General features: G+C 39.1%; 18 protein-coding genes. 4 read left to right on the top strand and 14 right to left on the bottom strand.

What is annotated here, in order from left to right; all coding sequences use genetic code 11:
• Positions 1–70: 70 nt before the first annotated feature.
• The 3 genes from L3Q70_RS17260 to L3Q70_RS17270 form a co-directional block, all read right to left on the bottom strand.
• On the bottom strand, positions 71–1,642 hold the full coding sequence (locus tag L3Q70_RS17260; protein ID WP_237115537.1) for an amidohydrolase family protein: 1,572 nt from the start codon (positions 1,640–1,642) through the stop codon (positions 71–73).
• Positions 1,643–1,700: 58 nt separating this feature from the next.
• Complete coding sequence (locus L3Q70_RS17265) at positions 1,701–4,670, bottom strand: TonB-dependent receptor (protein WP_237115538.1); 2,970 nt, start codon at positions 4,668–4,670, stop codon at positions 1,701–1,703.
• Positions 4,671–4,995: 325 nt separating this feature from the next.
• Positions 4,996–5,658, bottom strand: a complete 663-nt coding sequence (locus tag L3Q70_RS17270) for an NAD(P)H-dependent oxidoreductase (protein ID WP_130152041.1) — start codon at positions 5,656–5,658, stop codon at positions 4,996–4,998.
• 119 nt (positions 5,659–5,777) lie between these two features.
• Here L3Q70_RS17270 and L3Q70_RS17275 point away from each other — a divergent pair, with 119 nt between their 5' ends.
• Positions 5,778–6,626 (top strand): LysR family transcriptional regulator, encoded by an 849-nt coding sequence (locus L3Q70_RS17275; protein ID WP_237115539.1) that lies wholly within the window; start codon positions 5,778–5,780, stop codon positions 6,624–6,626.
• 126 nt (positions 6,627–6,752) lie between these two features.
• Here the strand turns inward: L3Q70_RS17275 and L3Q70_RS17280 are convergent, their stop codons facing one another.
• The 5 genes from L3Q70_RS17280 to L3Q70_RS17300 form a co-directional block, all read right to left on the bottom strand.
• Complete coding sequence (locus tag L3Q70_RS17280; RefSeq protein ID WP_237115540.1) at positions 6,753–7,634, bottom strand: alpha/beta hydrolase-fold protein; 882 nt, start codon at positions 7,632–7,634, stop codon at positions 6,753–6,755.
• Between the two features lie 270 nt (positions 7,635–7,904).
• Positions 7,905–10,235, bottom strand: coding sequence for a S9 family peptidase (locus L3Q70_RS17285; RefSeq protein WP_237115541.1), 2,331 nt, complete (start codon positions 10,233–10,235; stop codon positions 7,905–7,907).
• A gap of 95 nt (positions 10,236–10,330) precedes the next feature.
• Entirely contained in the window at positions 10,331–11,131 is an 801-nt protein-coding gene (locus tag L3Q70_RS17290; protein WP_062567858.1) for a class III extradiol ring-cleavage dioxygenase, read from the bottom strand.
• Positions 11,132–11,264: 133 nt separating this feature from the next.
• A complete protein-coding gene (gene tmpT / locus L3Q70_RS17295) occupies positions 11,265–11,897 on the bottom strand; it encodes a thiopurine S-methyltransferase (protein WP_062567859.1) in 633 nt (210 codons plus the stop codon).
• A 9-nt stretch (positions 11,898–11,906) separates the two neighbouring features.
• A complete protein-coding gene (locus L3Q70_RS17300) occupies positions 11,907–12,374 on the bottom strand; it encodes a DUF2938 domain-containing protein (RefSeq protein ID WP_237115542.1) in 468 nt (155 codons plus the stop codon).
• 121 nt (positions 12,375–12,495) lie between these two features.
• On the opposite strand from L3Q70_RS17300, the gene L3Q70_RS17305 reads away from it, so the two are divergent.
• Positions 12,496–13,377 (top strand): LysR family transcriptional regulator, encoded by an 882-nt coding sequence (locus L3Q70_RS17305; protein ID WP_062567861.1) that lies wholly within the window; start codon positions 12,496–12,498, stop codon positions 13,375–13,377.
• Here L3Q70_RS17305 and L3Q70_RS17310 read toward each other — a convergent pair.
• The gene (locus L3Q70_RS17310) at positions 13,372–13,947 is read right to left on the bottom strand and encodes a DJ-1/PfpI family protein (RefSeq protein ID WP_237115543.1); all 576 of its coding nucleotides are present in this window, start codon (positions 13,945–13,947) and stop codon (positions 13,372–13,374) included. The genes L3Q70_RS17305 and L3Q70_RS17310 overlap by 6 nt on opposite strands.
• A 126-nt stretch (positions 13,948–14,073) precedes the next feature.
• On the opposite strand from L3Q70_RS17310, the gene L3Q70_RS17315 reads away from it, so the two are divergent.
• Positions 14,074–14,778 (top strand): hypothetical protein, encoded by a 705-nt coding sequence (locus L3Q70_RS17315; protein WP_237115544.1) that lies wholly within the window; start codon positions 14,074–14,076, stop codon positions 14,776–14,778.
• Between the two features lie 37 nt (positions 14,779–14,815).
• Here L3Q70_RS17315 and rmuC read toward each other — a convergent pair whose 3' ends face one another.
• From rmuC to L3Q70_RS17335, 4 genes are all read right to left on the bottom strand, one after another.
• Entirely contained in the window at positions 14,816–16,282 is a 1,467-nt protein-coding gene (rmuC, locus tag L3Q70_RS17320; RefSeq protein WP_062567864.1) for a DNA recombination protein RmuC, read from the bottom strand.
• Between the two features lie 229 nt (positions 16,283–16,511).
• Positions 16,512–19,655 (bottom strand): DEAD/DEAH box helicase, encoded by a 3,144-nt coding sequence (locus tag L3Q70_RS17325; protein ID WP_237115545.1) that lies wholly within the window; start codon positions 19,653–19,655, stop codon positions 16,512–16,514.
• A 415-nt stretch (positions 19,656–20,070) separates the two neighbouring features.
• Positions 20,071–21,033, bottom strand: coding sequence for a transcriptional regulator (locus tag L3Q70_RS17330; protein WP_237115546.1), 963 nt, complete (start codon positions 21,031–21,033; stop codon positions 20,071–20,073).
• Positions 21,034–21,047: 14 nt separating this feature from the next.
• The gene (locus L3Q70_RS17335) at positions 21,048–22,286 is read right to left on the bottom strand and encodes an AAA family ATPase (protein WP_237115547.1); all 1,239 of its coding nucleotides are present in this window, start codon (positions 22,284–22,286) and stop codon (positions 21,048–21,050) included.
• Between the two features lie 769 nt (positions 22,287–23,055).
• On the opposite strand from L3Q70_RS17335, the gene L3Q70_RS17340 reads away from it, so the two are divergent.
• Positions 23,056–24,270, top strand: a complete 1,215-nt coding sequence (locus L3Q70_RS17340) for a hypothetical protein (RefSeq protein WP_062567868.1) — start codon at positions 23,056–23,058, stop codon at positions 24,268–24,270.
• A gap of 60 nt (positions 24,271–24,330) precedes the next feature.
• On the opposite strand, the gene L3Q70_RS17345 is transcribed toward L3Q70_RS17340, so the two are convergent.
• Positions 24,331–25,206: a DNA replication terminus site-binding protein gene (locus L3Q70_RS17345; protein ID WP_237115548.1), complete on the bottom strand. Its 876-nt coding sequence runs from the start codon at positions 25,204–25,206 to the stop codon at positions 24,331–24,333.
• Between the last annotated feature and the right edge of the window lie 367 nt (positions 25,207–25,573).

Here is a 25,573-nt window from a genome sequence, read left to right on the forward strand (position 1 = left end):
GAAAACACATAACAAGAAGAAAACATGATGAGACAACAGAAAAGCGCCTTAAAAAACATTTTCATAATGACTACCTTAGTGATTGATTTTGTCGAATAGTTTGGCCTGCCAATACATTTAACACTTTGCCATTATCAATAGCTAACTGGCCGTTTATCAGCATCCATTGCACACCAGAACTTAGCTTTTCTGGGTTTAAATAATCTGCATTAGCAGCAAATTTTTCTTTATCAAAAATAACAATATCAGCGACATTTCCCACAACTAATTTTCCTCGATTAGTTAAACCAAATGTCTCTGCGGTTAGCGTGCTGCTTTTATGTATAAACTCAGCTAGATTTAGCCATTTTTTTTGATAAACATATTCATGATATTTTTTTGGGAAAGAGGCGTACTTTCTTGGGTGACCAGGGCTGCCATCGGATGAAGTCATCACCCATGGAGCTTGCATATACGCTTTAATATCGTCCTCAGACATATTAAAACTGGCAACCCGCGCATTACCTGAAATAATTATTTTTTTTGCTGCGTCAATTGCATCCAACTGCCAGTCTTCAGCGATTTGAGCCAGTGTCTTACCACGTATATCAGGGCGCGTAGGGTCACTTATCAATAAAGAATCAGCTCCGCCTCTGCGCCTTAAGTTTTCTAACATGGCTGTACGAATTGTAGGCCATTGCGAAGCGTCTTGTAATCTTGCTAAATACTCTTCTTTGCTACCGGCAAGCACTTCACGTGGTACTAAACTACCCGCAACACTGGTTCCTGAGGCTCGCCAAGGATACTGATCCGCAGACACCTTAATTCCCCGCGCTCTCGCATTATCTATAAGTTTAATAACTTGCTCACTTTCTCCCCACACGTCGGTTCCTAACGCCTTAATGTGAGCGATGTGAACGGGCAACCTTGCTTCTTCACCAATTGTTATAACTTCTTCAATAGCGCCTATAAGACCAATACTGTAAGAGCTTTCATCACGAATGTGGCTATCATAAACACCACCATGCTCTGCTGCGACTTTAGCCAGCTCAATAACCTCCTCGGTTGTCGCATAGTTACCAGGCACATAATAAAGCCCTGTTGATAAACCCAATGCTCCCGCGTTCATTGCCTCTTTTACAAGCTCTCTCATTTGCTCAAGCTCGCTGTTGCTTGGCGCGCGATTTACGCGTCCCATTACCGCCTTACGGACTGAACCATGACCAACATAAAGCCCAACATTGGTGCCAATACCTTGCTGCTGGTAATCTTGCAATGTTCCCGCAACATTAACATCGCCACCGCCATCGACGTTACAGAATACGGTGCTGACACCTTGCGTTAAGTAGTTTGCATTTAGATTTGTCAGCCCACCTTTAAAATCGTTACACGCATGTGTATGAGGGTCAATAAAACCAGGTGCGATGATAAAATCTTGCGCGTTAATTGTCTTTTTTGCTTTGATATCAGTAGGTAGATGTTTTTGAACGAAGACTATATTGCCTTTATCAATACCAATCACACCAGAAAACGGAGTTTCAGATGCTCCGCTATAAATAACCTCTCCAATAATAATTGTGTCGATAGATTGCAGGGTTCCCTTAGTACAACCCGCCAGTAAAATAACACTCGCGATGATGCTTGTTAGTTTATTAATTCGCATTTTTTATCCCATAAAGCAGATGAGAAGCACACAACTTCTCATCTAATTGAATGATTATTTATTCAAAACTAAAACTAAAGTTAGCGTATAAATAACGCCCCTCTGCATTGTGCAAGCTTGCGTTATAACCGTATGTTTCATCTGCTAGAGGTGGCTCTCTATCAAACATATTTCGCATACCTAAACGAACGCGAGTACCAGAATCAAACGTGTATTGACCATACACGTTAAAAGTACTCCAACTACTTACATGCCAATATTCACCGGTTTCATCATGAACGGCGCTCGTATCATAAAAATCACCAACATATTTACCATACAAGCCTGCTCCCCAATTGTTATAGCGCCAAGTTAAAGTACCGGTTGCTTGCCACTGAGGACGGCCGTCCATTTGAATTAAATCGCCCACATCTTCAAGAGGTAAACCTAATGCAGCTAACTTTGCCGATTCACTATCAACACTTTGATATGCTTTTAGTAATTTTGCCGCGTTAAGTTTTATATCAAAATCACCAAAGTCAGTATCAGCTAAGCGATAGTTGATGCTTAAATCGAGGCCCTCAGTAACACGAGAGTCTAAGTTTTCATATAAACCAACAACTTCAACCATGTCGCCTACCGCTGCCAAACCAGAACCGTCAAAAAAAGCGATATCATCAGCAGTTGCCTGTGAGCGAATAACATTTGGGTTAGCTGCGCCATTTAAACGGTAGAAATAATCTAAGTCAGCGATATTTTGATAGGAGCGTATACCGATCAGGTCTTCTTGTTCTATACGCCAAAAGTCGGCTGTAAGCGTTAGGTTGTCAATAAATTCGGGTGTATAAACTAGGCCTAATCCATAGTTGTAATCATTTTCTGGTTTTAGTTTTGTGTTCCCTAAGCGAATATTAGAGACGCTGTCGCTGCCATTACATTCACTTAAGTTGCTCAACTCCCCTTTATTTATTCGCGCTTGGCATCGATAGTAATCTGTTGGGTAATTAACACGAGTTGTACTGGCGGTATGAAGTTGCTCAAGATTAGGAGCTCTAAAACCTTCTGAGTAAGAGCCTCGTACTTGTAAACTAGAGGTAGGATACCAGCTGAGTACTGCTTTTGGCTTAAATACACTTCCTACGTCATTGTACTGCTCAAAGCGACCAGCAAGCTGAAAGTTAAGCTTCTCGACTAGAGGGATTTCCATTTCAGGACTGATCAGCGCTCCTGCAAACTCAACAAACGCCGACGCTACATTACGTGAACCATCAGCATTTGGTTGACCACTAGAGCCCATAACATCAGAAGCATAATTACTCCCCGTTACAGTATCTGTGTAGGTTATAGTGCCATTTAATCTGTCATCATAAGTGTTTGCGAAACTTTCATAACGCCACTCAGCTCCCATTGCTATACCAACATCACCAGCAGGTAGTGAAAATAAAGCAGGATTCGACACTTTAAAATCGACTAATGCGAGTTCTGTTTCACCCTCACGACTGATATCGATTAAAAAGCTATCAATCGTCTCTTGAGAGTTACAAGATGCATTACAAAAAGGGTTATATGCAGAGCTGTCTTGGCGGTTTACACTGTCTTGAAAGAGACTTAAACTTATACGGTTATTCGTTTTATCAACTGTTTTAGCTTTGGAATAAAGTACCGCACTGTCCCAACTCCATGCATCAAGATCACCTCGGGCACCCGCTAAAGCACGATAAGATTTATTGTCCACATTAATCCCTCTAGCACCAGCATCAACAACACGGTAAGCATCAATAGTGACATCGAGTCCTTGTGCGGGAATCCCAAAACCAGACACTTGATTAATACCACTCCCTAGCGGGTTCCAATATGCATCACTTGAGATTGTCACCGGTGCAGAGGTTAACGTAGCGGTTTCACCTCGCTGTGAGTTTGACTCGGCTTGGTAATAACCTAGTTCACTGTATAACTCGGTACCTGAGCTTAGTTCATGATTAATAAAAACAAATGAATTTAACCGTTCAGTTTCAGGAATAAGCGTACGGCTACTATTGGTGTTATAACCTTGAGTGTCACTTGAAATGCTGCCACTATCAATGCACAAGCCATTGCTTAATACACATCGCTGATTTGAATCACTGGCATCCACATCTTCGATATGAAACCGTCCGGCTGAACTTGTCAGGCCGTCAACTGCTTGACTCGCATCAAAACGTCCCCAAGGAGTTGTTGTTGAGTTATTTCTAAAGTTAGAATCTCCCTCCCAACGCGTGCCCTCTAAGAATGGTCTTAAATCATTATTGCGTGAAAACTTCGTTTCTGAAGCCATAACCTCAGAACCATGATAGTAATTAACTGAGGCTGTTATATTGGTTGAACCATCATTAACATCCCAGCCAGCTAGCGCATTTAAATTGAGCTTTTCACGACTCGTATTTTCAGCCTGGCCATACTGCATATCAAAACGGTAACCGCTAAAATCCTTTTTCATTTGCGTATTAACGACCCCTGCAACCGCATCGGAGCCATAAATAGCAGCAGCGCCATCATGTAAAACTTCAACAGCATCAATCCCCATTACTGGAATCGAATTCATATTAACGGTCGTTACTGGCACTGAGTTTTCTGTTTGCGAGCCTGGGTGTTGTACCAAACGTCGCCCATTCAACAATACAAGTGTGTTACCCGTACCAATACTACGTAAGTTAATTGATGCTACATCCCCTCGTGACGCATACACACCACTCACTACATCGTTACCATTAAAACTTACTGTTCCATTACTAGGTATCGATGCAAACAACTCACTTCCTGAAGTCGCGCCAATTGCGTCAACATCATCAGAATCAATAACAGACACAGGGAGCGCCCCTTCAATATTAGCCCCTTTGATCATTGAGCCAACGACACTGATAATCTCTAATTCTTCATTTTCAGGTGTCTTAACTTGTTTCTTGTCAGCTTGCTGTGCTGCAACCTCAGATATATGGAGTAGATTAAGAGCAATTAATAAGGATAAACTGACTTTATTTAATGGGTATTTTGTTATCTTTTGCGAAGGCATTTTCTTCATCCTGTTTTATATTTTTAATTATTCCATTCATTACCTTGCACAATTAACTTAACCTAAACAATTGACAAAAAAGCTTTAAATCATAGCCTTGGGTTATAGGCTGAAACTATTGGATAAATGTTCTAACTTTAAGCTGTTCTAAAGAAGATCTAATGAGGTAAAGCAAAATCTTTGAATAGTGATTTGTTACCAAGATGAACAAGTAAAAACCAAAAAGTGAGAAGACGTTAAGAAAGTGGTGATATGAATTTTAACTCTCGTCGTATCTGTAAACCCCCATTACAAAAACTAAATAAGCCGCATCAAGCGGCTTTCTTTATTTATATTGAGTGAATGCTAATTGCTCAGCTTTCGCGTAAGCATTGGTAAGTGAACGCTGATGTCTATCATCTTTAAACTCTTGGTATTCACAGGCAATTTCGTCAATTTTATCGACTCCTAAATACTGACTTAAGGTGCGAAGGTGAGGCACCAAATGACTCATATGTTCACGTATTCCACCTTGTTCAAAACCAAACTCTCCTGTGGAGGTAATGATCACTAATCGTTTCCCTTTAAGCAGCGGTTTGAGAGGAAAATCTCCTCGTTCTAAATCAAAATCAAAGGTTTCGTTAATTCTTACAATTTGATCAAACCATGCTTTTAATTGTGCTGGCATGCCGTAGTTATACATAGGCGTTGATATCACAATAGTGTCGGCTTTTGCCACTTCACCAATCAACTCGTCAGATTCAGCTAGCAGTGTCTGCTGCTGTATAGTCCTTTTTTGAACAGGGGTGAACACAGCCTCTATCCAAGCTTGAGTGATAAAAGAGGGAGGATGTATCCCTACATCACGATAGATATACTCAGCTATAGCATTATTTTTTTGTAAGGTATCAATATAATATTTAGCAATATTTTTAGAAATAGAGTTATGATTTGGATTATCATTTTTCACTTCACGTACACTAGCATCAATGTGTAAAAGAGTAGTCATAATTAAAACCTTATTAGTTAATGTATAGATATCATCAACAAATTGAGACGTTTTAGCAAACGAGTTAAAATTCACTATAAATAAGTTTTACTCAGCTATAAATATAAGTGAGTTTAGTTATGCATATATCATTACAAGCTTTAAAAGCCTTTGAATCAGCAGCCCGCCTTGGAAGCTTTAAAGCTGCGGCAACTGAACTTGCCATTACGCCTACAGCGGTTTCACACCATATCGCAAATCTAGAAAGCCGGTTAAATACTGATTTATTTCATCGCGAAGTGAGAAAGATAACTTTAACTCCATCAGGAAAGTACCTGAGTCAAAACACAACTAGCGGCTTTAAACTTATTTTTGCGGCAATTGAACAGTTGAGCCAAGCAAATAACCAAGTACGCATCACCACAACATCTTCTCTAGCAGCCCTAAGAATAATACCCGCTTTAGAAGAGCTGAATAACGCAAAACCACATTTACGACTTGATATATCAACTAGTGAAACTTTAGATAAGCAACTGCATACCCTGCCTGTTCGACTAGGAAATAGTGAGGAAGTAAACAAAGCAGATATCATCAAATATGAGCGCTATGATATGTTTGCGGCAAACGCAAAACAAAGCGCTCCTAGGCTTGATAAACAGATTGCTTTATATACAAGCCAATGGAAAAATAATGCCCTTCCAGCCCCACCATTAACGCAGTGGCTTAAAATAAATAACCTAAGTGATTCATGTTTCAAGATAAAAACATTTGATCAAGAGCTATTTGGAATAAACCAGGTACTCGCCAATAAAGGTGTGGTGTTTTGCTCAAAAACCTTAGTACAACCTTATCTAGATGCGGGCTTACTAACATCATTTAATAACCAAGAAGTTGAATCAAAACTGTGTTACTACATTCCCGAAAAGTCTCGCTTCGAAACATCTACACATAAAGTTGTGATTGAATGGCTTGAGCAGTTACTAACTTAATGATGTAAAAGTAAACATCATTTAAGTTACTATTGATTACAAAGTTTTTTAATGAACCATAAAAAGCTGCTAGAAACAGAATTAGTTAATTGATTTAACGCCTATTTGTAGCTTTGCTTTTCGTCATTACTGAGCCATATCAAAATGATTAAAAGCCCCATCTAGCGCACTGCGAACGGATTGTTTTGCGTTTTGTTCATGGTCAGCTCCTTTGTTGATGTGGTGCTGCCAAGTAAGGTCGTTTGGTGCATGCTTTTGAAGAGCATTCACTAAGCCATTAAATGCACCAGTTATGGTTGGATTCTCATCACCACCTAATGTGATATAAAAATAATGAGTGTTGCCAGCTGTATTAGGTAAGCTTTTACTGAACTGTTTTACGACAACATTATCGTCATACCAAGCCGCAGGGCTAAAAGCAAAGTATGCATTAAATAACTCTGGTTTAGTAACCATGGTATATAACACAAAGCTACCTCCTGCCGAAAACCCTGTAAGTGTGCGCTGCCCGCTAATACGATACGTTCCCTCTAAGTAAGGTAATAACTCTGTTTCTATAAACTTTAAAAACACATCAGCTTTACCAAATATTTCTCGCTGATTTTGATTAAACGGGCGCGCTTTTATCGCCACATCCTTACGAGCGTAAGGTGGCACTAAATCACGATTTCGAGTGTCATGCCAAAACAGGTTAGGGATGGCCACTAGAATAACCTCATTCTTGTCATCGGTGCTTTCAAGAATACTTAAAGCGTCATCCCAAGTATCAAGGTTAAAGTTGCCGTCAGTTTTAATTATGAGCGGATAAGCTTTGTTAGAGTTGTAGTTTTTGGGCAAGCGAATGAAAACTCTGCGCATTTCTGCAAGCGCGTTCGACTTGATATCTATATCAATAAAGCGTGAGCTATAGAGCTGTTGGTATTTCACTGCGATATACAAGCCTGTAGCTGTCAAAACGAATGTAATAAACCAAGCTAGATACTGAATTTTAAATTTTAATAATGCCATTTCATATCCTTAATCAATAACTTAATGACACTACTTCAATTATAAAGATTAGTTAATAAGACAATTGTAACAGGGTATTGTTAACTCCGTTCACCGACTTGACTGGGATACAGGATATTCATTAGATAATCCAAAAGCTCGCAGCCGCCATTGCCAGCACTGATAGTTTACTTCAAACATTTGATAGCTTTCTTGTGTAACGGGGGTTTACAGTTTGCATAAAAAAACCGCAGTTTAATATCTAAGCTGCGGTTTATTACTGAAGCATATTTACTTGTTAAGTAAGTGCTTTTCGAAGAAGTTAGCCATCATAGTGTGGTAGTGCAGGGTCGTGCCTTCACCTTCACGTAGGCTGTGAGAACGGTTCGGGTAAGAGAAAAACTCGAACTGTTTATTGTGCTTAACTAATTCGTTAATTAAGCGCTCTGAACCTTGGTAGTGAACGTTATCATCTCCAGTACCGTGGATCAGTAGCAATTTACCTTGCAGGTCTTTTGCAAAAGTGATCGGAGACGTGTTGTCGTAACTATCAGGATCGGTATTTGGGTTACCCGCATAGCGCTCTTGATAGATGGTATCGTACAAGCGAATATCGGGCACTGGGGCTGAGGCAATCCCCACTTTATATTTATCACCATGGCGGAATAACAAATTAAGTGTTGAACTACCGCCACCTGAGTGGCCCCATACACCAACACGGTCGGTATCAATGACATCCCAACGTTTCGCCATTGCATCAAGGGCATCAACTTGGTCACGCACGGTAATAGAGCCTATTTTTTTGTAGATAGACTTACGCCAATCTCTGCCTTTAGGTGCGCGCGTGCCGCGGTTATCAACAGAGGCAACAATAAAGCCTTGCTGAGTTAAATACGATTTGTATAAGTAACTGTTACCTTCCCAGCGGTCTTGTACTGTTGAGCCCCATGGCTCACCATAAACATAGAAAACGATTGGGTATTTTTTGCTTTTATCCATATTCGCTGGGAACATGATGTAGCCATCAAGCTCAACACCATCACGGGCGTTTACCGTAAAGAACTCGTGAGTCGGTAACTGCTCAGTTGCTAATTTTTCTTTTAATGCTTTGTTCTCAACTAAGGTTTTCACATTACTGTGATCGCTTACTTTAATGATCTCTTTCATTGGCGGGGTGCCAAATTTAGAGAAGGTATGCATCGCCCAAGAGGTATCTTTAGACATGTAATAGCTGTTTGAACCATCGAATGACTCAGGCGTTACGCGCATCGGTTTAGAGCTGCCATCTAGCGAGGTACGGAATAAATAACGCTGGCCAGGATCATCCGGTGATGCAGTAAAGTACATAACGTTTTTATCTTCGTTGAGCGCTAACATATCAATGATGTCATATTCACCCGGCGTTAAATCAACAATCGTTTTTCCATCGCGAGATACACGGTATAGATGACGCCAGCCATCACGCTCGCTATGCCAAATAAAGAACTTACCGTCTTTTGACCAGTTTGCTTTATAAAACCACTCAATAAAGGCATCGTCTTTATCTTCAAGAATTTTAGTCAGCTGTTGTTTTTGCCAGTCGAATAACCAAACCTTGTTGTGGCTTTGCGGGCGGTTAAGATCTTGGATCATCAAAGATTCACCAGTGCCAGCCCAGCTAATACGTGGAATATAACGATCGCGATTATCGCCACCTAACTCAGCCCAGCGAGTTTTCTTGTCGCTAAGACTGACCACACCCACTTTAACCGCTGAGTTCATCTCGCCAGCTTTTGGATACGGGAATTCTTTAAGGGTAGGGTAGAGATCATCGGTGTTATTGATCATAGTGAAGTATTTCACGCCACTAGTATCAAGCTGCCAATAGGCAATTGATTTGTTGTCTGGACTCCAGCGGAAACCATCACGAATAGTAAATTCTTCTTCGTATACCCAGTCAAAATTACCATTAACAATAGTGTCGTTACCATCAGTGGTTAAAGCAGTCACTGCCTTGCTACCCACTTTTTCCATGTAGATGTTGTTATCACGCACATAAGCTACTTTAGAGCTATCAGGTGAGAACTTAGCAAACATCAGCTTTTTCGCTTCAATGTTTTCGCCACCTAACTGATATAGCGAATCGGTTTCAAGGTTTAAAAGCCAAAAATCACCGCGGCTTCGTGAGCGCCACACTTGTTCACCATTGGTAAAAACCATCAGCCATTTACCATCTTTAGACCATTGATAGCTTTCAACGGTGAGAGGCTCTTTCTCACCTTTGGGGATCAGTTTTTCGTAACTAACAAGCACCTTACGCCCCGTCCCATCGGCATTATAAAATACAATATCATTGCCTTTTACGCCGTGCTCATCGTCTTTAGCTTTGTCGTCTTGGTTGTTTTTATTGCTTTCGCGCTCTTCAAGTACGGTATAGCCGGTACCATCATCGAGCCACGTAAAATAGGTACTACGCTCAGCTTTAAAGTCTTTTTCTTTATAAATTTGTTCAAGCGAAAGCGGATTAGCCGTTGCGTTCACTGTTGCTGATGGCGTGTTCGCTTGCTCTGTACTTGAGCATGCTTGCAAACCTAAACCCGCAACCACAGCAAACGCAAGGGTTGATGTTTTTATTAAGTTCATTTTTGTTATCCCTTGGTTTTAACCAATCAAGCGTAACAAATTAACTTAATAAAATCTTAACATTTATCGTGAAAACAATGTGTTTAAACTTAAAATCAATCGTCCCACAAGAACATACTGGCTTGCTTATTGGCAATACTTAGTTCGTAAATATCACTACAAGGGCGCATCGCCGCACCATAGCAAACATGTAATGGCAATAAATGCTCTTCTCTAGGATGACTAAAACGCGCCGCAGGGGCCATTTGCCATTCTAATAACTTAGCTTGTCGCTGTTGTTCACTCAGCTCAGCATTACCACATACATCAACTAGCCATTGCTCAAAAGCCATATTTTGCGCTTTAATTTCAGCGCTTTCAGGGGTGAAAAATGCGCGCATATTATGAAAAGTAAAGCCAGAACCAATGCTCAATAAATTATCGTAATCAAGTTGTTGTAAAGCCTCACCTATCGCTAGGTGTAAGCTTGGCTCAAGGCTTGGATGTAACGACAATTGCACACAAGGTATATCTGCTTCTGGATACATAATTTTCAAAGGCACATACATACCGTGATCAAAGCCACGAGATGGGTTTAATGTGCTATCGATATTAGCCTTTGCCAATGCCTGATGTACTTTTTCGGCAAGGACAGGTTCGCCAGGACTTGGATACTCGATACTGTAAGCAGGCTCAGGAAAACCATAGTAATCATAAATTAGCTTAGGAGCAGCACTCGAAGTGATGCTAATAGGGTTCGCTTCCCAGTGTGCACTCACCATCAAAATAGCTGACGGCTTTTGAATTTTTGCAGCAATAGATTGCAAACAAGTTACCATATCAGCATGACTTGGATCGCCAAGTAAAGGCATAGGACCGCCGCCATGAGAAACAAATAAAACGCGTGGCTTTTGCATAAATGTGCTCCTTAAATACGCTTTCTTTTCATACCAATTCGCTTTTAACTATGGTGCACGCACAGAGATACAATAACCAGCCACAAAAACGCACAACTAGGGTGTGAATTTACACACCGCTAGTTTGTAAGTACTAACTTAAAAACCAAGCTACGTTCATGGCAGGGACTTGCCCTTTTAAGCCACCTGCGAGGGGTTCTTTACACAGTAATGTGAGTTGATAAAAAGCATCATAGTGCTGATGTAGCTCATCGGCGACCACACTAAACGGCGGACCCGAAAACTCACTTTGCTGATACTCAAATACCACCACTAATTGTTTAGCTCTATTGGTTAATTCAAGTAAATGCTGGGTATAGCGAATGCGTACAGGCTTTGGCAGCGCAACTAAGGCGGCACGGTCATAAACCGCGTTGATAGTGCCAAGTTCATTCGCGGTAAGTGCAAAAATATCGCCTACCCAAACGGTTAGATTTGCGCCTTGGTAACGTAATAGCTCGCCGTGTTGGCTGATTTCGGGTTCTAGTTTTAACTCATCAAATAATTGCTTAATGGCAATCTCACTAAGCTCAGCCCCAACAACACGCATACCTTGCGCGAGCAAATAATGAATGTCGTGAGTTTTGCCACACAGTGGCACAAAAACAGTATCGCCTTGCTGTAAATTTAAGTTAGTAAAATAATGATCTAGGTAACGGTTAACGTCTCCTTCATGAAAACCTATTTCGTTATTCTCCCAACGTTGATGCCAATGCTTTGCGTCCATTAACGACTCCTAAATAAATTGCATAAATTGAGCGGATAAATATAATCCGACACCAAAAAGTAGGTGAGTTACACCACTTTTTAAGCGGGCTTGAAATGGGTTTGCGCTTTTCGTAGCCATTATCCCCATGCCTAAAGCTGGCTGCATAACAAAAAATGGTATACATACGCTCGCTAATCCAAATACACACGCAGCGATTAAGGTGGGTTGTTCAAGCCAAGCAACACCGACCAGTAATATAAATAGAAACGAAAATAAAACACCAATAAAGTAGTGTAAGCACCAGCCAAACACGCACTCAAAATGCTTAACAGGGCTAGCTACTATATTCAAGTGCATAAACTTTCCATCTAATAAACCCAAGCACCAACGGCCAACTAAACACAAGTTTAATGAAGGTATCTTAAACACTTTAGCCAGCAGAAAAGCATAAAGATCAATGAACAAAGTCGCCGCTACGCCTACAAAAGTTATCATATAAATATCATTTACACTCATAATTAGATGCTCTTAAATGATTTAATAAAAGACATGATATCTAATTGCAAAAGTGCTAAAAATAGTAAGATAAACAAACTATGATTGCATAAATGAGAACATGATTGACGATATCGCTCTATTCATACAGATTGTTAAACAAGGCGGCCTAAGTAATGCGGCTCAGAACTTGTCGCTGCCTACCGCAACAGTGTCGAGACGCTTACAACGACTTGAGCAACGCTTAGGTGAGCAGCTATTAAATCGCTCAGCAAGGCAATGCACGTTAACGCAAGCAGGGGAGGTATACTTTCAAAGTTATGTTGAATTAATAGAGCAATTTGAACAAACTCACCGCCAGCTTAATGAGCAAAAAGCACAATTGTCAGGAAAGCTTAAAGTTTTAGCACCTCTGAATATTAGTCATGGTTTCTTAAAGCCGATGTGGCTCGCATTCACTAAACAGTACCCTGATATTCAACTTGAGCTACTGCTTAATAACCAACTTGAAGATCTCAGTAAAAGCCAAGCAGATATAGCAATAAGAGTAGGGCCGCAGGCTGATTCTATGCTCCATCAAAAAAAGTTAGGAACTGTTGATACTTTATTTGTAAGCACAAGAGCATATCTTGATTCGGCACCTGCCTTAGAAGAGCCAGCAGATTTAAAACAACATAGATTAATTGGTACCACTTTGAGAAATAAGTGGCAGCTAACCAATACGCAAACGAATGCAACTTATACTCACATGTGCCGATTTGCTACTACTTTTAATGATACTGGATTTGTAAAATACTTAGTTTGTGATGAGCAAGGTATCGCTTTGTTACCTCGGTTTGAGGTAATAGATGAATTAAAATCTCAGCAGCTAGTTCAAGTACTGCCACACTGGCGAGGGGAAAACCGCGACATTTATGCTATCTGGCCAAGCGCACGTTTACTGAGTAAAAAGGCTGCCTGTTTAAAGCAGTTTATAACCAACTATATTGCTGAACAATTATAAAGTCTGCCATTGATATTCCATCTGTTTAGCGGTCAGTAAGGCGTGTTCGTAGCTAATAAACTCAGCGACTAACGCTAGGCTCATATCAATGCCAGCAGAAATTCCCCCTGAGCTGGTAAACTTATCGTCGGTGACCCAACGAGTATCAGCAATCACATTGAGATCAGGAAACATAGCAGCCAATTGAGATTGATCTTGCCAATGAGTAGTCACATTTTTCCCGTTTAAAAGCCCAGTTTTAGCAAGCAAAAATGCCCCTGTACAAACACTGGCAACACGCTTGGTGTTAGTGGCAGTGTCTTTTAACCACGCAATAACCTCTGCTTTTTCAAGTTCTCGAGTATGGTCACCACCAACCACAACAAGTAGATCAAGCGAAGGGCAGTCTGTGAAACTGTAATGGGGGTTTACACTATAACCACCGCGGGCAAGAACAGGACGAGTAGTTTCGGCAATTAAACTCACTTGCCAGTCATTATACGCTAGGCGCTCAGCGGTACTAAACACCTCAAATGGACCTGACAAATCGAGCACTTCGGCATCATCATATATATAAATTCCAATATTCATACAATTGTTCCTATTATGTGGATTTATTTCTTAAGTAAAAAAACGTACTATGCCATTTTTGCAGTTCGTTAATGACATATTATTAAATTGCGCACTGTATACAAACAAAACTTCAAGGCATTGTTAATGCGTTTTTTATTAATATTGAGCGTACTGCTGGTTGGTTGTAAAACAACACAGCAAAGGGTCGCTGAAATCAGTGAGGTATCGCCAGGCACTATTTATTTTCAGGGCGAAACATCTAAGCAAAATGTTGAAAAGTTCGAACAATTATTAGTAACTAGCAGCCAACAAATCAACACCTTAATTATTAATAGCCAAGGTGGTGATGTGATGGCTGGTCTTCATTTCGGAGGCTTAGTTCATGAATATCAACTCAATGTTGTGGTACGCGAGTTTTGTGCATCCTCCTGCGCCAACTATGTACTTACGGCAAGCCCGCATGTCTTTGTTGAGGAACAAGCCGTTATCGGCTGGCGTGGTGGCTCATTACAGCCATTATACGTGCCGATGGATCAGCCACCCGAGGTCGCTAGCTATATAGCAAAATGGCAAACCGCAGAACGACAATTTTTCGATATCATTAACGTTGAACAAGCGGTTACTATCATAGGAGTGATGCCAGGCATTAGCGAAAGACATGATTCCGCTATTTATAGTTACGATGCCCAAACCCTGAAGCGTTTAGGGTTACATATCGAGTTTGCAGGTGCGCAAACAGGAATGTCAGCAAATGGCGAAAAAGTAGCGCATGTATTCGAGCTTGAGGAGTCTGTACTTAACCACTTTTTACTGCTCAACGATATCGTTTCAGCTGAACTTATTAACTAATAAAAAGCCAACATGACGTTGGCTTTTTTGATAGATATTAATCTAACTCTAAGTGGGCTTTTTCAACACTGTCCGCGGGTAACTCTTTTTGAACAGACACACCCAACTCTTTGAACTCAGAGGCCTGCTTAATCAAGTTTCCTTTACCACGATACAGCTGAGAAAACGCTTTATCGTAACTTTCTTTGGCGCGGTCTAATTGCTTACCAACCCCTTCCATACTGGTTAGGAAACCATTGAGCTTGTTATAAAAACGCTCAGCGCGGGCGGCAAGCTCTTTTGAGTATTTAGTTTGCTCTTCAAAACGCCACAGTTGTTTTACTATGTTCAAGCTGGTCAATAAGGTCGTTGGAGTTGCGACTAAAATGTTTTTCTCGATAGCTTGCTGATAAATATCACTTTGGTATTTAAGTGCTTCAACAAATGCTGACTCAATCGGTACAAACATGATCACCACTTCAGGTGAGTTAATACCAGGGAGTCTGTCGTAGGCTTTGCTTGCTAACTCATTAATACGCGATTGCACAGCGGTTACATGCTCTTTTAGCGCCTGCTGCGCCTCAAGCTCTGTATCAGCATTTACATAGCGTGTATACGCGTTTAAAGAGGTTTTAGCATCGATAACTAAATGACGTTGCTGAGGTAAATACACCACCACATCAGGGCGTAAACGACCGTCTTCGGTGTTAAACGATACTTCACGTTGATAATCTACCCCTGCACGCAGCCCAGCGCTATCTAGTACATTTTCAAGCATTAACTCCCCCCAATTACCTTGGGTTTTCTTTTGCCCTTGTAATGCGGTGCTCAGCCTATCAGCTTGTTCAGTGATAGCTTGGCTTTTAGCCTGTAAATGCAATAACTCAGTTTTAAGTGCAGCACGCTGCTTAAGATCTTCAACGTGGATCAATTCCATTTTATCGCGAAAGCCTTTTAGCTCACCTTGAACCGGCTTTAATAGTTGCTCAATACTCTCTTGGTTTAAGGTTTTAAAACGCTGCGATTTCTCTTCAAGGATTTGATTAGCGAGATTTTCAAACTCTTTTTTGAGTTGCTCTTTGCTTTCTTTGATATGACTAAGCTGCTCTTTAAAATGCAGTTCTTTTTGCTCTATCGTGCTTCGTAAGGTACTTAAATCAACATCCCGCTGATTAAGTGAAGCTTTAGTGTCAGCAAGCTCAGCTTCAACTTGACGCCAAAATTGGTTGTATTGTTGTGCTTGTTTTTCTTGTTCTACAAAACGAGTTTTAAAGTGTTGAGACTCATCACGTTGTTCAGCGTAATCTTGCTGTAACTGAGAAAGCGTCTGTTGGCTTTGTTCAAGTTGCAGCTGCTTTTGTTGTAAATGATTTTGCAGGATTTGCTGGCTATTTTGCAGTTCAGTTAACTGATTTTTTAAGCGACTTTTTTGCAGCGCAAAAATAACACCACTTGCAACAGCACCTACAGCAGTACCAAGCACACCACTTTGCCAATTAATCTGTGTAATTAGCTCTGTAATCATAACGAAAACTCAATAACTTAAAGACACATCATCATAACGAATTAGTGCTCAGCAGAGTAGGGGGTTTAGGCATAAAAAAAGCCAGCTCAAGGTGAGCTGGCTCTAACATTACTAAAATTTAGTAACCAAATGGGAAATCAACATAATGCTTATGTAAACTGCAATTTAACAACAAGCATAATAATAGACGCCCTAAAATTTGATTAGTTCAAAAAAACTTTAAAAAAATTTAATTTTTTATCAGTGCGAGCATTTGTTCTTCATCAAACTGAGTGAAACTCATTGATTTTTCTGTAAATAATGCATCAACAAGGGCTTGCTTATGCTGCTGCATTTTAAATACTTTTTGCTCAATTGAGTTAGCCATAATCAATTTATAGACAAACACAGGGTTAGTTTGGCCAATTCGGTAGGCACGATCTGTCGCTTGTTTCTCAACGGCAGGGTTCCACCAAGGATCAAAATGAATCACAGTATCTGCTTGAGTTAGATTTAATCCCGTACCGCCGGCTTTAAGACTTATTAAAAACACGGATGTATCACCTTGAGTAAACTCTTCGATAACACGGTCGCGGTGTCTTGTTTGCCCTGTTAGCATACTAAAGCGGGTGCCTAGCTCATTTAATCGCTCTGCTATCACATCAAGTGCCATAGTGAATTGACTAAATATAATTACCTTACGACCTTCGCTTAGCATGATAGGCAAATGCTTAGATAACCACTCAAGCTTAGCGCTGCCAGCCTGTGAACTAGGGTCGATCAATTTTGGATGACAGCAAATCTGTCTAAGCTTTAATAATGCATCTAAAAATGCCAGCTTACTTTTTTGCACACCTTGCTGGGCAAATAGATCGACCAATTTCTGCTCTAATGATTCAGTTATGCCGTTATAAATTTCTTTTTGTTTAGTTTCAAATTCAAACTCTTTAACTAGCTCGGTCTTCTCTGGGAGCTCTTGCGTTACCTGTACTTTAGTTCGGCGTAAGATAAATGGCATGATCAACGATTTAAGTTCATCTGCACGGGCAACATCGTTATCACGCTCAATAGGCATTTGAAAATAGCTCTTAAAATGTGTTTGCGAACCAAGTAAAGAGGGCATTGCAAAATCGAGCAAGGATTTAAGCTCAAATAAGTTATTTTCGATAGGGGTGCCGCTTAAGCACAGCTTGAAGTCTGCGTTAAGGCGCTTAACTAAGCGTGAAACCTGTGCGGCATCGTTTTTGATATATTGCGCCTCATCAAGAATGATGTTTTCAAAATACAGCGGCGAATAAAAGGCAATGTCGCGCTTAAGCAGTGGGTAAGTTGTTAAAATACAATCAGCTTGCGACAACTGTTGTAATTGGTCGCTGCGTGCAGCACCGAAGACGGTAGTGATTTTTAAGTTACTCGCAAACTTATTGATTTCACTTTGCCAATTACCAACCAAGCTGGTTGGGCAAACAATTAACGTAGGGCCTGCTTGAGGTGATTGCTTGGCATTCGCTAAAAAGGCAATAACTTGCAAGGTCTTACCTAGCCCCATATCATCTGCCAAAATACCACCAAGTTGGTGACGTTTTAAAAAGTTAAGCCAATCAACACCGTGTTGTTGATACTCACGTAATTGCACACCTGGGTTTAAGCCTTGAATATCGGACTTTTTAATAAGCTGTTGTGAGCTATTTAATTCAGCTAAGTAAGCATCAAGCGCATCGTCAACAATATTAACCTTAATTGCTTTTTGCTCGATAAGCTTAGGCAAAAACGATAAAGGCATTAAGATTTCGTCACGAGTTTTAATGTACTCAAATCGCTTGCGATAGTCATTTAATTGTGTGATTGCATTTTTTTCTACTACAGCAAAACGCTTCCCTACGTTGAAATAATAAAACAGTTCACTTTGTCGATTGAGAGATTGGAAGTCGGGATTATCTGTCGTAAATAGTTGTAGCGTTTTGACTCCCGAGATCACGATTTTACTAACTATTTGATGACCTTTACCACGCTGGACTTGAAGTGATACTTGCTTCAACCCTTTGCTGACGCTTAGCTTATCGTCTATTTTCCAACCACGTTTCAATAAGTTAGGAACTATTTCATACTTAAGCCAGTGCCCGTGAATCGCCGAGTTTCTATTAAAAATGAGCTCAGTTTGTAAAGCCCCTTTACAGAGTTCAAAACCGAGATTTGTTAGCTCATTTACAACCGTATTCTCAAGCGACTTGTTCAGTATATCAGCAGGTGCCTGACCTAAATCATACAGCGAATTATGATAATTAAACTTTAAAGAGAGTGTGATTACGTTCTCATCACTATTGATACTAATGACAGGAAAAACTGTACGGGAGTTATTTTTCTTACTTTGCTTAAAAGCGTGGGGGATAACACCTTCACCAAAGTTATCATTAAGTTGCTGATAAACGCGGTCAAAGTTCTCTGTATGAATAGCTGGCATATTTGCAAGTAAAGCAATCTCATCAGCGGTTAACGGAGTACGTATACGACCTACTTTTAATTTATCAGGATCGAGGTAAGTAGGAGGGGTTGTTTTTAACAATAACCAATTATCTTGGCCTGCAAGTTTCATATTTAATGAGGTTAAGTCTTTGTGTTGTGTCCAACCAAACTCTAAAGCTTGCATGCTGTCTGCTTTTATAGGCTGACGAGAGCGGCCTAAAAACAAACGTTGAGTTGCAATTAGCTGTTGCAGTGCAGCGAAGCCCCATTGACCTTTAAGCTCAAGTTTACCGAGTGCATTTTGAGAACGGATCCAGCTATATAAACGAAAATCCGATTCTAATAAATCAGTAGGAGTTACAAAGCTATTTAATTGCTGCTCAGTTAGGTTTCGACCCAATGTATAGTCGTGTTCTGAGTCATAATTAGCAATTTTTGGGGTGAGGGTTACAACAGATTTCTCTACATCGAGGACAAATAATAGAACTTGTTTAGCAGTATTAGTGGTATTTTGCTTTAGCGTTTTAAGTTCACTAAACCAATCATTAATGATGTAGTCTTCACCGTAGTCACCAGAGTGTTCTATTTTCAGCTTAAGAAGCACAGCTGCAACATGCCGGCATTTAGTTTTAGAACCACAAGTACAATGTGAATCAACCGAAAAGCCACTTGGTAATTTACTGATCTCAATATGTTGAGTGAAGGTATTACCTTCATTACCAAACATTGATGCATCGATAATACTAAAGTCACTGTTATGCTCTAACCAGTTGATTTGACCGTTCTGGTGGTATTCTTTTGCTTTACTTAGCACATGTGGCTTAAATAGCTGTTTAATGAAGCGCTCAGATAAAGGAAACTGAGTTTCTTGCTCTTGTTTGATTTCTTCAAAGATAGCTAATAAGTCATTTTTAGATAAGTTAGCAGACATAACGTTTTTGACAGTAAAAACAAAAAATAATTCTGCCAGTATATGATCTATCGACCAAGAGCTAAAGCACTATCGAGGCATTTTGGACTGGTTGGAGCTGATTACTTAGTAAAAAAATGCTCCTAGGTAAGATCAGAGCAGAAAAAGACCAGTACGTTCAATTAACAAACAACAATTGCACACGTTATAAACAGGTTAATCACAAAAGAGGGGCTTTACAGATCGCTATTTTACTAAGCAAACAAGATTAAGAGGAAAAGAAGCCTGTAAAGGGTGCTTAGTTAGTAAAAAACTGATCTAAGAGGGTGAAACCAGCATAATTTGAATGTTATAGATCACTATTTTACTAACAAAATGAAATTATAGATCACGCTTTTACTAACTATAAAAGCGTGAGAGATCGTTATTTTACTAACTAATTGAAGCTATTTAAAAGCTTAGTTAACTGCTCTAAGCGTTTGTCTGTCATCACTTTATTATCGATTTTGACAGATAAATCACCGCTTTTGATGTTACGCTGTACACTCACAAATTCACTGTCGATCAGCGCTTCACGACGACTTGGCGCGGCTGGTTCAGCTGTTAATAGTTTAGTAATTGCTAACGCACGTTTATCATCACTACTAATTAGCGCGATATCTGCATCATTGCTTACATTATCGACTAGCTTTGCAAATAGCTTTTCATCACGCTCCTTAGCGCTAATAAGTTTTTTCGCCACTTCTCGACCAACATGATTTGCCGTAGGATACAGGCTTAAAACCTCAGAAGGTAGGTTCTCATAAGCTTTGATAGCATCGGCAATTGCTGTGTGAGATACCCCCTCAATAGCCGCTATCTCACGATAAGAGCCTTTTTTTCCTTCGGCGATAAGCTCATCACGGGTTTGTTGATATGCTTGGCCAAGCTCCCACAGACTCGGAGCAATGTATTGATCTGATGACACCGCAAGAATTTTAGCATCTTGATCTGTGAAATCTTCAGAGCTTAAAACTAAGTAATCGGAATTACTTAAAATACATGCTTTACGGCGACGGGAGCCTGCTAAAACAAGCATTTCGTCACCTTTATCCCAACATAGAGCAGGGTGCTGGTTGCGGCCGTCTTCAGCAATTGCAGGAAGGATATCGGCAACCGACTTTTCATTTAGTAATGATTGTACACGGCGATTTTTGCCATAGACCTTTGTTCTAGATTCAATTTCAGAGCTAGGGATAACCTTACACACTAAAGTAATTAAGCGAGTCGGATCGCTAGGAGCAGGCATACTAACTACATCTCCAGCTGTTGCCTGTTCTAGTAATGCATCTAAGCTACTGCTTTCAATTGATGTTGAAAATGGGTCTAAGCTGGTATCGTTCTTACGTTTTTTAGCCATTTTTATTATTAACCTTACTTAGCTGGATTAAGAGAAGATTGGGTTGATTGCCAATTAGAACGAATCAACATTTCTAGTTCATCAACGACATCTTTGATATTTTCTTGAGCACGAAGGAGTGACTCTCGACTAGCTAAGCTATCTGATGTTTTTTGATCAAAAATAGTGTTAAAGGATGATGAGCTGGCAGTAATAGCCGAGCTATGATTAATTGGATAACTCATGACTTGGCGACCAAATGCACTACGTACATCTTTTACAATGTCACGCTGTGAGTGATTTCCTTTTACATAGTTAGTTACTAAGAACTGCATAAAGTCCCAGCCTTGGTGGCCTAGTGCTGCAACTGTATGATAAATTTCACCCAATCGTTTTAAATATTTATTGTTAGCATCAAAATCTACAGCTTCAGGATGAACCGGAATAAGCATCGATGTTGAAGCCATTAATGCATTGTAAAACATAAAGTTAAGAGAAGGTGCGGTATCTATTAAAATAAGATCGAATTGGTCTTTTACTGGTTCAATGACTTTTTCAAGTAACTTATGATAATGACGCGTTTTATCATAGCTTGAGCTGTCTTTTAATAATGTTGCAGTTTCATGCTCAAAGTAAAAATCATCCATCCCAGAGGGTAAAATACGAATATTAGGGATATGAGTTGGTAGAAAAGAATTAGTAACCAATTCATCCCAGGTTTCGTTTTCTTCAAGTTCAATACAATCACGCATTAAGTCACCGACAGTGATCGGATCTGGCTCGCTCGGTGGAAAGAAACTAGATGATGAACCTTGTGGATCGAGATCAATAATACCAATTCGATAACGTTTAATGTTAGTAGTAGCCAATGCTGCAGCAATATTCACCATACTTGTTGTTTTACCACAACCACCTTTTAGTGAATTGATAACAATAACTTGTAATTTGTCATCTGCAGTACGGTGATCAGGCTTAATATCCATAATGTCAGCCATAGCGAAGATATTAACTAAAGTATAAGCATAATGACCGTTGGCACCGCGTTTGATGTTAAGTTCATCAAAATCACCATTATCGTGACGTCTTTTTAACGTACGATTATTACAGCCTAATAGATCTGCGGCTGCTTTTTGAGTGTAGGTTCGTAGTTCTTTTTCTTCTGATTTTAGATGAGCACGATAATGTTGGATACGTCCTTCTAACGATTTTTCAGCAACTTCTGCTGTCGCTTTTAGTAACCTATAAGTGGCTAGCGCATTATTATTGATAGACATACTTTCTTCCTCAAAGTTATGGTTTAAGTATAATGTCCATTCAAATTGCTGTAAACAAGTATTTAAGGCGACATACCTTTTATTTATAAGACATTTAATAAAAAATTGGAACTTTAGTGAAACTAAGTATAAATAAATAAGATTAATATCGGTTAAATATATAGGTATATAAGGTTAAGATGCTAAAATATTGAAGTATATAACTGATTTTATTGAATATTCTTAAAAAAGTCAGATCGTAATTTTACTTGGTAAAGATCAGATCTCTTAATACTCACAGATCAACTTATTACTAAGCAAAAACTAAGCACCTAAGTTATTCACAGTTTAATCACTGATTTGCTCACATTTTTAACTGTGCGGATCAAATTTTTACTAACTAAATTAGAAAGTTATACACCGACATAGTTGCTATTTTAATTAAATAGTTAGTATGGATCTGATCTGTAGTTGGTACAGATCAGATCTTTGCTAACTAGAACTAGATTTATCCACATGCCGTTTTAAAAATGAGATTTATGTCGTGTTAATTTAGTAAAAAAACTCGTTTAACAGGACATAATTTAAACTGAGTTAGTAAAATCTGCACCTATGAACTATACCTTAGTAAAAATCTGATCTGAAATTTAGCAACCGCGAGTTAGTTAGTATAAAGCTGATCCTTAGAAATTAATTATGATCGGATCAAGTTTTTACTAACTTAAACATTTAACTTTTGTGGTTTTATGTGTTGTTATTAACTGTCGAAGAAAAATTGGAAATAAGAACAATGAGCCGAAAGGTCAACATCTCGGTTGATAATTTACCCGATACCTTACGCGGGCAGATCCACGGGGTGGAAAGTGCAATAGATAATGAAAGTCTTGCACTCTTTACAGACAACAAAGATGTGCGCGTTTCAATTGAAAATGCTGCGCATGGTTTGAGAGCTTACTCAAATACATTTAATCATTATGATTTATGGGGACGCTTTGTCCGTTCTGGTCATAAAAAGCTTCCGGTTGAAGAAGCACCTAAAAAAACCATCGTTACCAGAAGAATTTCAGAAAAGGTTGACGGTATTCTTTATGACGGTGAAATTAAAATTACACCTGCGGTCGTTAGCACTAGAAAAGATGGAGAGGATGTAGAATATCTTGTTTGGCCATCTGACCGAGAAGAAAAAGTCGAGCGTGCCCTTATTCGCCTAGCGTCTAAAGGTAAAATTGTAAAAATTAATTTTAAATCGGGTATTCAGTACGCGGTTGTTTTTTCAATGAATGAATTAGCGCAAGAATTAAAAGCCGTTGGTCAATCAATGCCGTATCCGCAAATCAAAGAATCTTTAGAAGCATTACAAGGGTCTAAACTTTCTTTTAAATATTCAGCGACTGATACTCGTAACACTGACATTGATGATTCTTTTTACGAATCGAATATGAACTTTTTATCGTCACTTCATTTTAGTGGCAAAAAAGGTCAAGGTGGTAATGTGAAATGTGTAGCGTGTTTGAACGCATTTGTTCATAACATGATCGACAATCTTGAATATAAAGGTTACTACTTTAATAGTGCGCAAGAATTAAAACGTGGTTTATCTCGTTGGATGATGCTTCGCTTGTATCATTTATGGCGTTATGCTGCACCAGGAAAAACATACCACTTCCGACTTTTATCAATCATGGAAAAATACGGCTCTATTTATTCGACAGATGAAATTACAGAAAATAAATTAAAAGCATTACGTCGTGATATGACGACCACAATGAAAGATTTAATAGAGAAAGGTGCTATTTCAGAATATAACATAACTAATGTTAAAGACGATAAAACGGGTAATATTATTGATTACACTTATGAGATGCATCCATCTGATCAATTTTGTGATGAGATTCTTACACTAAATAAGCATAACAAACGAATCGAAATTCAAGGTGGTAAACGCATTGTTGAGAATGCTGTATTAATCGATGAAGATAAAATTGAAGAAATAGTAGAAGACTAATCTCTTCAATACCCTCACAACTATATTGAAAAGGCCACGCGAGTGGCCTTTTTAACATAATCAATCTGTTACTTGTTCTAAGTAAAGTCTATCAACCAAGAAATCATATTCTCTTTTACGAGGATGACTCTCGGGTTTTTTATAATCAGGTAATGTACCAAGTTTTACATCGGGTTCTGGGTTTATCAAAATAAATGGTAAAGCAGCACTAACATGATATCGGTTTTGAGCTGTGTATCTTACGTTAACTTGCGGGCTCACTCTTGTTGGCCTACGAATTCGTAACTTTTCTTTATCACCTAAACTTGCAACACGACTTTGCTCTTGTGCAACTAGTGCTTGCCAAGAATGCTGATCGATCATTCTTGGATTAGAGTAACCAGCCGATTTATCCAACATTGCTAAAGCCATCTTTTTTGTAAGTGTTTTGGTTGCGTGTTTATGCATCCAAGTGAAACGGACGGAGTAGGGTGACTCGGTCTCAAAATGGACTTTTCGATAAGCGGCTAATGTAATTAAATTTGGTACAGCATTATGAACAGCTTCAAAGCGAGCATCATTATTGTCGATAGCTAATACACAATTTTTAAAATCAGCCTTCGCTTTATTTAACTGATTTATTCTCGCTGTAAAATGTGGCTTATCAACATCCTTCAAAATTAACAAACCTGGATGTCTTTTCAAAACTCGACTACTTAGACCTGATTTTTTATAAAAGTCACCAAAGGAATTTAGAATTAATTTGTGGGCTTCATCTCCATCAACTTTTTGTACAGCAATAGTGGATGGGATTTTCTTTTCTTCATTTATATCTATATCAGGTAACTGATAAAATGTTGCTTTATGGAAAGCAACTTGCCTTAATTCTTCACAAAACAAATGGGTTAATTCACTTACCAAATCAAACTGACTGCGAATATGTAGTTTTGAACTCATAAGAACACATCGTACTTAAACATAAATAAAGTCTAACCTTTTGCATTGATTATTTAAAGTAAATATTTACTCAGATGTTGACCTGACTTATGTATAAAATAAAGTATGATGTGTTCTTTGCGGTAGATGCAGCACATTATTTTTATTTTTCAATATGATGTTTAAAAATGTTTTTTAGTTCTGTAAAGATGAGGGTACAGTAAAGGCAGCGTATAGTAAGATGTGTTCTTATGTGATAACTTCTATGTCTAACGTATTATGGTGAGTTAACTAACTGTTTTACAAAATATAAATAAATAGCTAAGAAACTTTCATATCTAATATATTTATCAAATAACTAAATAATTAAAAATAGCTGAATATTGTC

It is taken from the genome of Pseudoalteromonas sp. CF6-2, from assembly GCF_021729425.1.
In the GTDB taxonomy this organism is placed as follows: Bacteria; Pseudomonadota; Gammaproteobacteria; order Enterobacterales; family Alteromonadaceae; genus Pseudoalteromonas; species Pseudoalteromonas arabiensis.

Coding starts and splice junctions, on each gene's coding strand:
- L3Q70_RS17260 (WP_237115537.1), bottom strand. CDS start 1,642: ATGCGAATTAATAAACTAACAAGCATCATCGCGAGTGTTATTTTACTG.
- L3Q70_RS17265 (WP_237115538.1), bottom strand. CDS start 4,670: ATGCCTTCGCAAAAGATAACAAAATACCCATTAAATAAAGTCAGTTTA.
- L3Q70_RS17270 (WP_130152041.1), bottom strand. CDS start 5,658: ATGACTACTCTTTTACACATTGATGCTAGTGTACGTGAAGTGAAAAAT.
- L3Q70_RS17275 (WP_237115539.1), top strand. CDS start 5,778: ATGCATATATCATTACAAGCTTTAAAAGCCTTTGAATCAGCAGCCCGC.
- L3Q70_RS17280 (WP_237115540.1), bottom strand. CDS start 7,634: ATGGCATTATTAAAATTTAAAATTCAGTATCTAGCTTGGTTTATTACA.
- L3Q70_RS17285 (WP_237115541.1), bottom strand. CDS start 10,235: ATGAACTTAATAAAAACATCAACCCTTGCGTTTGCTGTGGTTGCGGGT.
- L3Q70_RS17290 (WP_062567858.1), bottom strand. CDS start 11,131: ATGCAAAAGCCACGCGTTTTATTTGTTTCTCATGGCGGCGGTCCTATG.
- tmpT (WP_062567859.1), bottom strand. CDS start 11,897: ATGGACGCAAAGCATTGGCATCAACGTTGGGAGAATAACGAAATAGGT.
- L3Q70_RS17300 (WP_237115542.1), bottom strand. CDS start 12,374: ATGATAACTTTTGTAGGCGTAGCGGCGACTTTGTTCATTGATCTTTAT.
- L3Q70_RS17305 (WP_062567861.1), top strand. CDS start 12,496: ATGATTGACGATATCGCTCTATTCATACAGATTGTTAAACAAGGCGGC.
- L3Q70_RS17310 (WP_237115543.1), bottom strand. CDS start 13,947: ATGAATATTGGAATTTATATATATGATGATGCCGAAGTGCTCGATTTG.
- L3Q70_RS17315 (WP_237115544.1), top strand. CDS start 14,074: ATGCGTTTTTTATTAATATTGAGCGTACTGCTGGTTGGTTGTAAAACA.
- rmuC (WP_062567864.1), bottom strand. CDS start 16,282: ATGATTACAGAGCTAATTACACAGATTAATTGGCAAAGTGGTGTGCTT.
- L3Q70_RS17325 (WP_237115545.1), bottom strand. CDS start 19,655: ATGTCTGCTAACTTATCTAAAAATGACTTATTAGCTATCTTTGAAGAA.
- L3Q70_RS17330 (WP_237115546.1), bottom strand. CDS start 21,033: ATGGCTAAAAAACGTAAGAACGATACCAGCTTAGACCCATTTTCAACA.
- L3Q70_RS17335 (WP_237115547.1), bottom strand. CDS start 22,286: ATGTCTATCAATAATAATGCGCTAGCCACTTATAGGTTACTAAAAGCG.
- L3Q70_RS17340 (WP_062567868.1), top strand. CDS start 23,056: ATGAGCCGAAAGGTCAACATCTCGGTTGATAATTTACCCGATACCTTA.
- L3Q70_RS17345 (WP_237115548.1), bottom strand. CDS start 25,206: ATGAGTTCAAAACTACATATTCGCAGTCAGTTTGATTTGGTAAGTGAA.